8 protein-coding genes are annotated in these 10,152 nt (G+C 49.2%); 6 read left to right on the forward strand and 2 right to left on the reverse strand.

Annotated elements, in window-relative coordinates:
- Positions 1-80 precede the first annotated feature (80 nt).
- Genes BN1044_RS06535 through BN1044_RS06545 form a run of 3 tightly spaced genes read left to right on the forward strand, consistent with a single transcriptional unit; the run spans position 81 to position 2,036 of the window.
- A complete protein-coding gene (locus BN1044_RS06535; RefSeq protein ID WP_072308023.1) occupies positions 81-1,097 on the forward strand; it encodes a dihydroxyacetone kinase subunit DhaK in 1,017 nt (338 codons plus the stop codon).
- 5 nt (positions 1,098-1,102) lie between these two features.
- The gene (locus BN1044_RS06540) at positions 1,103-1,750 is read left to right on the forward strand and encodes a dihydroxyacetone kinase subunit L (protein WP_072308024.1); all 648 of its coding nucleotides are present in this window, start codon (positions 1,103-1,105) and stop codon (positions 1,748-1,750) included.
- 19 nt (positions 1,751-1,769) lie between these two features.
- Positions 1,770-2,036, forward strand: coding sequence for an HPr family phosphocarrier protein (locus BN1044_RS06545; protein WP_072308025.1), 267 nt, complete (start codon positions 1,770-1,772; stop codon positions 2,034-2,036).
- Between the two features lie 52 nt (positions 2,037-2,088).
- Here BN1044_RS06545 and dhaL read toward each other — a convergent pair whose 3' ends face one another.
- Both dhaL and BN1044_RS06555 read right to left on the reverse strand, forming a co-directional pair.
- A complete protein-coding gene (dhaL, locus tag BN1044_RS06550; protein WP_072308026.1) occupies positions 2,089-2,721 on the reverse strand; it encodes a dihydroxyacetone kinase subunit DhaL in 633 nt (210 codons plus the stop codon).
- Position 2,722: 1 nt separating this feature from the next.
- Positions 2,723-3,727 carry a dihydroxyacetone kinase subunit DhaK gene (locus tag BN1044_RS06555; RefSeq protein ID WP_072308027.1) on the reverse strand — a complete coding sequence of 335 codons (1,005 nt, stop codon included), beginning with the start codon at positions 3,725-3,727 and terminating at the stop codon, positions 2,723-2,725.
- A 572-nt stretch (positions 3,728-4,299) separates the two neighbouring features.
- On the opposite strand from BN1044_RS06555, the gene BN1044_RS06560 reads away from it, so the two are divergent.
- From BN1044_RS06560 to BN1044_RS06570, 3 genes are all read left to right on the forward strand, one after another.
- Positions 4,300-5,049, forward strand: coding sequence for a DUF4123 domain-containing protein (locus tag BN1044_RS06560; RefSeq protein ID WP_081329551.1), 750 nt, complete (start codon positions 4,300-4,302; stop codon positions 5,047-5,049).
- 34 nt (positions 5,050-5,083) lie between these two features.
- Complete coding sequence (locus tag BN1044_RS06565) at positions 5,084-9,937, forward strand: RHS repeat-associated core domain-containing protein (protein WP_072308028.1); 4,854 nt, start codon at positions 5,084-5,086, stop codon at positions 9,935-9,937.
- A partial coding sequence (locus BN1044_RS06570) for a hypothetical protein (RefSeq protein ID WP_139130904.1) occupies positions 9,934-10,152 on the forward strand: 219 nt, incomplete at its 3' end. The genes BN1044_RS06565 and BN1044_RS06570, both read left to right, overlap by 4 nt.

A 10,152-nucleotide genomic window follows, 5' to 3' on the forward strand; every position in this document is an offset into this window, starting at 1 on the left:
CTAGCCTGTGCTCTATTCTATCGCGCAGGCTACTTAATATGACAATAGCAATTATTGTTTTAACTCCATTGAGAAACAATATGAAAAAATTCATCAACTCAGCAGAAGACTTTATTCCTGAAGTATTAAATGGAATTTATCTTGCTCATGCCGAAAAATTTAATTTTGTTAATAACGATCTGCATTGTTTAGTTTCTACCGATAAACATCCCGGCAAAGTCGCCATCGTTACCGGTGGTGGTTCTGGACATTTACCCCTTTTTCTTGGCTACGTGGGTAAAGGTATGCTAGACGGCTGTGGCGTTGGCGATGTTTTTCAATCTCCTAATCCTGAGCAAATTTTATCAATCACGCAGGCTGTCGATTCAGGCGCAGGCGTACTCTATCTGTATGGCAACTATAACGGCGATATTTTTAATTTTGATATGGCCGCGGAAATGGCTGAGTTCGAAAGCAATATTGTCACAGCTACCGTCATCGCTGGTGATGATATCGCTTGCCCACCAGCATCTACTGGCGAGCCTAGCCGCCGCCGTGGCGTTGCGGGTATCTTTTTTGCGTACAAATGTGCTGGAGCAGCTGCCGCACAAATGCTGGATTTAGCCAACGTTCAGCGTATTGCCCAAAAAGCCTGCGATAACATCAGAACCATCGGCGTTGGGCTTTCGCCATGTATCGTTCCTCGCGTAGGCAAACCGAGCTTTCATATTGGCAATGATGAAATGGAAATCGGCATTGGTATTCACGGCGAAAGCGGTATTCGCCGCGGAGAGAAACTGCCAGCCAACAGTATTGTTGACGAATTAATGAGTAACCTACTTGCCGATTATCCGCTCCATGCGGGCGATGAAGTTGCCATCCTGATCAATGGCCTCGGCGCAACGCCTCTGGAAGAGCTTTATTTAGTTTATGGTAGGGCCTGTCAAACGTTAAAGAATGCCGGAATCATAGTATTCAAAACCTATGTTGGAGAATATGCCACTGCCATGGAGATGGCTGGGTTATCAATCAGCTTAATGCGCGTAGATGATGAACTAAAACAGCTTTTGCTACATGAAGCTAATACGCCCATGTTTAAGCAATTTCAGGGGGAATAGTAAACATGCGCCTGACAACCAGCCAGCTTAAATTACTGTTTGCTCAATGGGCGAATATTATGTCGGCCCAAAAAGAAACGTTGATTGCAATGGATAGCATCGTCGGTGATGGCGATCTTGGCCTCACTATGAGCGACGGCTTCAGCGCCGCCTATCATGCAATATCTCGCAGTGATGAAACTGATATAGGGAAATTTTTCTACCTCGCAGGGAAAACGATGTCGTCCTCAGTCCCTTCCACCATGGGAACCTTAATGGCCGCCGGCCTTATTGAGGTGGGTAAAATATTTAAAGGAAAAAACCGACTCAACAGCGAAGATTTTGGCGTCTTGTTTCAGGCCTTTTACAACGGAGTGCAAAACAGAGGTAAGGCTCAGCTTGGTGAGAAGACGTTCCTTGATGGCCTATTCCCCGCAGTCTATGTTCTCAACGGGAAAGATGCGGAGACACAGGATTGGGTTTCTCTTGCCTACCAAGCCTATGAAGAAACAAAGCAGGGAGTACAGGACACCACCACGCTAATAGCAAAACATGGACGCGCCGCAACACACGGGGAACGTTCGCGGTCATTACTAGATCCCGGTGCCTATGTTGCCCAACTATTAATTAGCGGGTATTGCACGTTTGCTAATGATTATTTAGCTCAAGACTAACGATAAAGAGGATTTTTCCATGCTAAAAGAAATCGTCATCGTGGGTAATCAAACCGGTATCCATGCCCGACCCGCAGGGGTGCTTGCTAAAGCTGTGGGAAAGTTTCAATCACGTATTGAGCTGGTTTATAACGGAAAAACCATCAAAGCCAAAAGCATTATGGGAATTCTAGGCGCAGGGATTAAGGGGCGCACTCAGGTAGAGATTATCTGTGACGGACAAGATGAAGAGCATGCCATGCAGGAGTTAAAGCAGCTTTTTGCACGTGGCTTTGGGTTTGACTAAGCAAAGCGCTAACGGCCACGCCGCGTGGCCGTTAGCATGAGGTCTGATCATCTCACCTTTCATTCTCGGCATATTGCGCCATAAATCGTAGAATAAGCGCCATAGATACCGCCCCCGGATCGCAATGACCTATTGCTCTCTCTCCCAGATTTTTTGCCCTGCCAAAAGATGCCACCATCATTTTAGTTCCTTCAGCGCCTTGATCTGCAGCCTCTGCACAGCGGGATAGCGCCTCGTCCAGCGGTAAAGATTGCGCTGAGTTCGCAGCTTCTGCAGCTGCAGCTAACGCGTCAACCATCGTTTTGTCTCCAGGCTTAGCGCCTCCACGCGCGTGCACCGCAAGCCACCCTTGATTCAGCCAACGTGCTAATGAGATAGCGCAAAATTCTGTTTCGTCAGCTAAGCTTTTGCCTCCTGCGCGAAATAATGTGCCAAATACGGCTCCTGAAGCACCGCCCATAGACGTCATCAGCGTCGTCCCCATTTGCACCCAACACTCTCCGACGTTTAGTGGCTGAAAATTTTGGTCATTAATGAGTTTAACCAGCGCCGAAAACCCTCGCTTCATGCCTATACCGTGATCGCCATCGCCGATCACCTGATCTAATTCAGTCAGCATGGGCTCGCGCTCAATCATCTGCTGCGCGGTTGATAACATCATTTGCTTTAACTGTGAGGTATTCATTTTATTTACTCCAACCTAACGTGGAATGCGGCATGTCATAGAGAGCCTGTAGTTCCTCATCAAGCAACATTAGGCTGATAGAAAAACCAGACATTTCTAGCGATGTACAAAAATGACCAATAACCACGTCGTGGGTTTCTAAGCCACGCGATTCCAGCGCTATGCCAACCCTGCGGCCAATCACGAGCAATTCTGTATTACTGAGTGCGCCTAAATTATTTACAGCGACGCACAGGCGGTCACCTGCTTGGAAGGGTCTGTCCTGACATAGGCGATCGATCATGACGTCTACAATCTCATCTGCCGTCGTTAATTTTTGGCGGTAGAGCCCCGGCTCGCCATGGATGCCAATACCAACTTCGATTTCGTCGTCATCCAAACTAAAATTAAATGAATCGGACTGCGGTAACGCACAACCATCTAAAGCGACGCCAATCGTACGAGTATTAAAGTTCGCCTTAATCACTAGGTTTTGCAGCTGAGAAAGATCATATTTTTTATACTGCGCCGCCGCGCCTGCAATTTTATATAAAAACATAATGCCACCGACGCCACGCCGATCTGACATTCGTTCTAAAGGCGCAGAAGCAATATCATCGGTTGCTTTCACCGTGCGCGTTTCAATCCCCTCCTCGGCTAGAATTTCTGCTGCAATATCAAAATTCATACTGTCGCCAGAGTAATTTCCATAAAGGAATAGCACCCCCTTATTTTTATGCGTCGCTTTAGCTACCGCGATGATTTGATCGGGAGAAGGAGAAGTAAATACTTCCCCTAACGCACAGCCATCGATGCCGCCAGCACCAATAAATCCGGCAAAAGTAGGTTCATGACCGCTTCCACCACCGCTAATGATGACCACTTGTTCAGGATTAATATCTCGGCGGCAAACTGCCGAAAATTCATCTATAGAAATCATTTTCCCTTGATAGGCATAAACCATTCCCTGCATAATTTCATGGCGTAAATTGTCAGGATTATTTAATATTTTTTTAGGTTTTCGCATAATATTATTCGCTCGATAAATTAATGATTATATAAAGAACCTTCTAGCATAAATACCAATAGCTATTTACATTCTATTTAATACATTTTTATTGAGCCACTACCGTTAATGACAATTAATATCCTACCCATGGCGCATGATTGTTACGTCAATTCCTCTCGGATATAACTCACTCTCAATATAACATTGAGCGATATTACTTTATGGCTATTCTCTCTTATCCTGATTCCCCTTATAAACTCCGTTATCTTTGTTGATAGAGCCAGCCATGATTTAGTTAATGCTGACCGAACCTTTCGTTCCTCATACTCGCACCTCAAATTCATAACTACGCCTAAACATTAGCCTGCCTTACTTTTAAATTAAAAAACAAATTAATATATAAAATACATATACTTAATTAAAATATCACCATCGATAATTCTCACCTACCATCAGTTACAACAGTTATATTAATCCTTCAAAAAAACACCCCCGTTCCAGAATATTAAGCTGCCGAATAAATACGGAGATCAGAGCGATTTTCAGCGCGGGAAGGGCATGGATTGATTTAAGAAATACAGGTCTGTGATATGCAAGGAAAGCAGCAAGAACCTCACGTCGATGTCGCTGAATGGCTAGCCAACGCCTCGACCAGTAGCTCGCGTCTTTATGCCGTGCTGGCTAGCACCAACGGCGCAACTGGATTAAAAGCCTATTACAAACTCGACGGGCGGCGTACCCCTGATGGATTGTATGCAGACACGCCTTACGCCAACTGGTATCCCGTCATGCCCATGCTGGTTGAGGTTTCACCTTACAGCGCTTTTTTATCGTGGGTTAAAAATCAGGCTGAGCCTGGTTGGGGCTGGTTAGCACTTTCTCCTTTGCCTGAAGAAACCATCGTGCAGCATTTGACCAGCCTGACGCAGGTGTTCATGCCTGACGGCCAAACGGTATTTTTTCGCTATTGGGACGAACGTTTTTTTCGCCCGCACCTTGAGTTTTTAGGCGACGAATGGCGCTTCATATTGCCGGTTTTTTCCAACTACTGGGTGGCTGGAAAAACCTTTACCTTCACGCTGCCTGCGGATTACCCACTGCGTGCCTCACCGTGGTGGCACGTGCCCCAACCTTTGCTCGGCCAGATATTCGCAGAAAATCCAGCGCCCTTGGTGCACAACCTGCTGCAACTCCTGCGTGAAAACCATCCTGAGATATACAGCGCGATGCCGGAGTCATTACTGAGCCGCAAAGCCGAGCAGCTATGCCGCTACAGCGATCTGCATTCAGGACAAATCGACCAGTTAATGGCCGCGCTATTAGCTTCACTGACCTCTTAACCACATGCTTTGATTGATTTCACGGACGATACACATGGACTTACTTACTGAATACGTTGCCAGTATCGATGAAGAACTGGCGATGTTTAAAAATAATTCGCTCATCACTCAGGATTATCGTGACTGCGTGGCTAAGTGGGCAAAAGAGAGCGCGATTTCAGGCGCGTTCGGCGGCCCAACGCTCGAAATGGAACGCGTTATTAGCATTAACGGCACCAGCACGACCGCTTCACAAAATGATTCGGAATCTCTCAGCGCCGCCATTGTTTGTCCAAAAAATCGCAAAATCACCGTGGTGATCAAACATGAATCTACGCTGGATTTGCCGATCCCCGACGTCAACGTTGAGCTGTTTCATAACGCAACATTCAGCCCCGATAGCAAAGTCAGCGCCAAGAAAACAGATGCCGATGGCAAGGCCGAATTTGACGATCTCACGCCGGGAGAACGGTATTACGCACGTACTCTCGACGAGAGCCTTGAGACGCATAATCAAGAGTTGTTGGATGCCTATGACGTACTTTCGCAGGATATCTTTGCTCAGCTGTCCGCCTCGTGGGCCAGTGAAAAACCGCAATGGACGCTGAGCGCCATCGCGACATCGATAGCTGAAGCTTTTGCGACGGGTTTATGCAGCAGCGTCACCGATTTGTGGGACGACACCAAAGTAGCCTACAACATCATTTCCGATCCTGTCGCCAGCGCCGAAGCCCTCGGACAAAAAGCCAGCGGTGTCATGGCCTGTATCGGAAATCTCGGCATACCGGATATCAACGGTATCTTGAACGGCAGCAAAGATCTCGCTCGCGATCTTATGGCCTTCTTTAACGATGAGGCGGCACTGTATCTGTTTGCCCGCGCCGCGATGCTACGCCTACGAATGTTTCCTTTCGGTGATTTACTCGCCTCTATTGCAGGCATGATTGGCGATATTCTTTCCGGAATTATTTTTGGTGCCTTGCTATCTATGGTCGCCGCTCCGGTAGGTGCCCTATTTTTAGCCTCCAAGTTAGGAAAACTGGTTTCTAAGGGTATAAAAATCGTTCAAGAGGTGTGGAACGCGCTGAATAAAATCCTTTCCTCTATTTTCGAGCTGGTGAGTGATTTTTTCTCACCTTCACACAAAAAAAACCACATTCGCCAAACCAACGCCAAACTGGGCGCAGATAAAGAAACTCGTCTTGGTTCTAATAACCATACTGAACTTGAAGATGAACGAAAAACACATAACAGCCCTTCGGAAGATAGCAACGGCAACCCTGAAAATAATACAACCTGCACAGAGAGCAACGGCTGCCCTGTTTCCATGGTTAACGGTGAAGAGCTTCTCAGGTTAGAAGATGCTTCATTGCTTGGTATTCACCCTTTCAGCTTTGTTCGCCAGTACCGCAGCACTTCTGTTGAGTGTGATTCCGTATTTGGCTATGGCTGGAGCCACAGCCTGCAACATAGCGTTCGGTTTACCGATGAGCACATCATTTGGCTAAACCACGAAAACCTAACAACCACCCTGCCACTTCCCGACCAACACATCCCTAGCGGCGTTAACCCCCTAGGCAAAGCAGCCGTTTGGCTGGGCAGCAGCGATGATGAATATTTGTTGTCCTGCGCCGCGTTAGAAGGCTGGGTGATGCACGTCAAGCGTGCAGCCAACGGTGAACATGGCCTGATAACGGGTTTTTCTAACCAACAACAGCACCTGAACCTGCATTACGAAAATGGGCTGCCAACGCGATTAGATAACCCAGCAGGTACAGCGTTGCAGCTTCGCTATAGCAAAACGCCGCACGGTATGCGACTAACCAGCGTGGTACGCATACACAATTGCCATGCGCTGATGCCCGACACAGGGCATAAATATTTCGTCCATATGCGTTATGAGTACGATACCAACGGGCAGCTTTGTGCCGCGATTAACGCCGCGGGTGAAACCGAGCGGTACGCTTATCGAGACGATTACCTATTTACCCTGCGGCAGTTAGCCGGCGGCGCAGAGTTTTATTGGGAATGGGACGGGCGAGGGAAATCGGCTCGGGCAATACGCCATTGGAGTAATCTGCCTAACCTCGACCGCAGCTATCAGTGGGATATTCCAAATGGCTGCGTCACGGTCTGTTATGAAGACGGTAGCCAAGAAGTTTGGCAGCACGATATCCGTACCGCGCGTTTACTCAAAAGCATCACCGCTGATGGCGGTACCACTGAGAATCACTACGGGCCACAGGGCGAGTTACTGAGCACCATAAATCCGCTCGGACAGCAAACTCACTACAGCTACAACCGCGACAACCAAGTCATCGCCGAGCATCTGCCGGATGGGCAGTGGCTTCGCTACCGTTATTCTCGCGGGCGCCGGATTGAAAAAATCCATGTGAGCGCCGATGGTTTGGCTAAACACCGCGAGCGCTGGCGCTATGACCAGCACGGCAATGTGAGCCATTACATTGACGCTGAAGGGCATACCACTCAGTACGTATGGTCAGATGACGGGGCTTTAACCCGAATTCATTTTCCTGACGATAGCTATGAAGTCTTTGCCGTTAACCCATTAGGCCAAGTATATGAGCACACCGTGCGCGATGGGGTCGTCACTCATTATCGTTATGATGAGCAAGGCCGATTAGTCTTTCAGGGCGAGCGCCCACCGCAGGCGTCAAACTCGAACTTATCGCCTAACGCCACGCAGTTTGCTTGGGACAACGCCGATAGGCTGGTGGCTATTCGCTGGCCCAACGGACAGATTAAACGCTGGCAATACAACGCCTATCACCAAATCACCCTTGAACAAGACGAGCTGGGTAATCAGACCCAGTTCGAGTATCTGCCCCATTCGACCCTGCTCAAACATATTATCTACGCAAATGGCACCAGCGAAGAATATCGCTATGACAATATACATGGGCAGGTCAGCGACATTATCAACGCGCGTCACGAGCGCTATCACATTGATTACACGCCGGGCGGTCTGGTCAGTCAGGAGCAGACCTTTGACGGGCGGCGTTTGTGCTGGGAGTACGACGCCAGCGGCAGCGTCGCCAAGCGCACCGAATATGGCGACAGCCTGCGCGACGACACCGCATTAATCACCACCTATCAACGGGATGTCGCCGGCCGACTCAGCAGCAAAACCACGCCGGATGGCGTTACCGTGACCTACGGCTACGATGGCTTTGGCCACCTCAATTTGGCCGACGATGCCGCGTGGCCGCTGGCCTGGCAATATGATAAACGCGGGCGGCTCACGCAGGAGCATCAGTGTTTTGCCAGCCAGCATTATGCGTATGACGCCGTCGGTAATCTCACCCAGATGCGTTTACCTGACGGCCAGCAGCTCGATTTTCTACACCATAACGGGCGCACGACCCGCATCGACCTTGACGGGCAATTGCTCACCGAGCACGGCTGGCACAACGGGCAGGAAGTCACACGCCGACACGGCGAACTGGTGAGTCAGTTTATCCATGACCCGCTACAACGCCTGCAACGCCAACAGGTGCAGCGTCAGGGCGAGCCTAACTTGTTGATACAGCGAGATTATACCTACGACGCCGTGGGTAATCTGGCCAGCATCACCGACCAACAGAAAGGCAGCAAAACCTTCAGCCACGACGTGCGCGGGCGCTTCACGCAGGAAACCTATCGCCCAACGCCGGCGCTGCTTCAAGCGGGATACGCAGGTCACAGCGAAATATTCGCCCCTGATGCGACCCATAACGTGTTGGGTGCTTCGGCGTCGCCGGAGCTTCAGGCGCTGAAGCGCACCACCGGTAACCGCCTCACGCTGCTCGGCAGCCATCACTATCGCTACGATGAATACGGCAACTGTATTCAAGACAGCTATGGTTCTGACCAACACGCCGTGCGCCATTACCGTTGGGACGGTGAACATCGGCTGGTTGGCTTTCGTGAAACCCGCCACGGCAATGAAATAACCTCGTTTAGCTACGACTATGATTGCTTTGGCCGACGCGTTCGCAAACACAATGTGCGCACGGGCGAAAGCCGGCTGTTCTTCTGGCAAGACGACCGCCTCATCGCCGAATGTGACGAAAAACTCGCCTGCCCCGGCGGGCATCCCTGCGCATTCGGCCCCGAGCCACACACCGATGCCACGAATTGCCGCAGCTACGTTTATGAACCCAACGGCAACAGCTTTCGCCCGCTGGCGATGCTCGGCGGACGCGGCAAAAACACCACGGTGTTTTACTACATTAACGACCACCTCGGCACCCCGCAGGAGCTGGTTTCCCCGAGCGGCGAAATGGTATGGAGCGCGGTGTATCACGCCTATGGACAACAGGCCTTCACCCTCGCCAACCACATCCCGCAGCCGCTGCGCTTTCAGGGACAATATCACGACGAGGAAAGCGGGTTGTCTTACAACCGCTATCGCTATTATGATGTCAGTGCCCTGCGGTATTTATCGCCAGACCCGATAGGTTTAGCCGGCGGCGTTAATGCGTACGCCTATGTGCCAAGCCCGCTGAGCTGGGTGGATCCGTTGGGGTTGGATGGGTGTCCGGGGACTGACGACTCCGATATAAAATTAAAAAGAAAACTAAGAGCTCTTGAAAAAGCTCAAAAAACATCAGTTAGAACTAAGACTTTGCCTGATGGACGAATTCGATACTATGATGCAGAGGTCCCCGCTAGAACCGAAGGACCGACGAGAGGCCGGTCTCACGTTACAGAATGGGATCCCTCAACAGGAAATGTAACCGTTTGGGAGGAAACTTACGACCATTCAGGCCAAGTAAATAGAGTTCACCCAAAAATGAAAAACGGCGAAATTTTAGATTTACCTCATTACCCGCCCACTAAAGCAGATATAGATGCAGGCAAAGCAACTGTATTAGGAAGAGCAATAAAATTGGCGATAAAAAAATGAACCAACTTAGGAAAGATTTTATTACTGGGTTAGAGGAAAGAGTCCGTGACAACTATACCCCATCTATTGTTGCAAGATATGCGCTAGAGTTTTATCTCGATCATGATTTTACAGATAGCAAACTAGAGTATGTAATTAATTACCTTAGGGGCATTGATGCAGGACCACAATTTGAACTAAGTAAAAAAGAAGTTATTAATTTTATTAAAAACAAA

Source organism: Hafnia alvei, assembly GCF_900095695.1.
In the GTDB taxonomy this organism is placed as follows: Bacteria; Pseudomonadota; Gammaproteobacteria; order Enterobacterales; family Enterobacteriaceae; genus Hafnia; species Hafnia alvei_B.

Coding starts and splice junctions, on each gene's coding strand:
- BN1044_RS06540 (WP_072308024.1), top strand. CDS start 1,103: ATGCGCCTGACAACCAGCCAGCTTAAATTACTGTTTGCTCAATGGGCG.
- BN1044_RS06555 (WP_072308027.1), bottom strand. CDS start 3,727: ATGCGAAAACCTAAAAAAATATTAAATAATCCTGACAATTTACGCCAT.
- BN1044_RS06560 (WP_081329551.1), top strand. CDS start 4,300: ATGCAAGGAAAGCAGCAAGAACCTCACGTCGATGTCGCTGAATGGCTA.
- BN1044_RS06535 (WP_072308023.1), top strand. CDS start 81: ATGAAAAAATTCATCAACTCAGCAGAAGACTTTATTCCTGAAGTATTA.
- BN1044_RS06545 (WP_072308025.1), top strand. CDS start 1,770: ATGCTAAAAGAAATCGTCATCGTGGGTAATCAAACCGGTATCCATGCC.
- dhaL (WP_072308026.1), bottom strand. CDS start 2,721: ATGAATACCTCACAGTTAAAGCAAATGATGTTATCAACCGCGCAGCAG.
- BN1044_RS06565 (WP_072308028.1), top strand. CDS start 5,084: ATGGACTTACTTACTGAATACGTTGCCAGTATCGATGAAGAACTGGCG.